This is a genomic window from Ensifer sp. VA4 (genome assembly GCF_055710065.1).
In genome coordinates this window covers 1-255 of sequence record NZ_JBVQPO010000087.1, presented here as the reverse complement: position 1 = coordinate 255, position 255 = coordinate 1, and the positions used below count along the sequence as shown (strand labels likewise).

At 64.7% G+C, this 255-nt stretch carries 1 protein-coding gene; it reads left to right on the top strand.

Features of this window, described 5'->3' with window-relative positions:
• Nucleotides 1-255: GMC oxidoreductase (locus AC0C6X_RS30280; protein WP_472956738.1), on the top strand; the 255-nt coding region annotated here is incomplete at both ends.

The following is a 255-nucleotide window of genomic DNA, read 5'->3' as shown; positions in this document are numbered from 1 at the left end:
AAGAGGACCGCCGTATTGCTGCCGAGAGTCTCCGGCAGGTGCGCAAGATCGTGTCGCAGCCGGCGCTCGCGAAATACCAGCCGCGGGAGTGGAAACCCGGCTTGCAGTTTCAGAGCGACGAGGAGCTGGCCCGGCTCGCGGGCGATATCGCCAACACCATCTTTCATCCCGTCGGGACGACGAAGATGGGCCGTGACGATGATCCGATGGCGGTGGTGGACAGCCGTCTTCGGGTGCACGGCATCGATGGCCTGC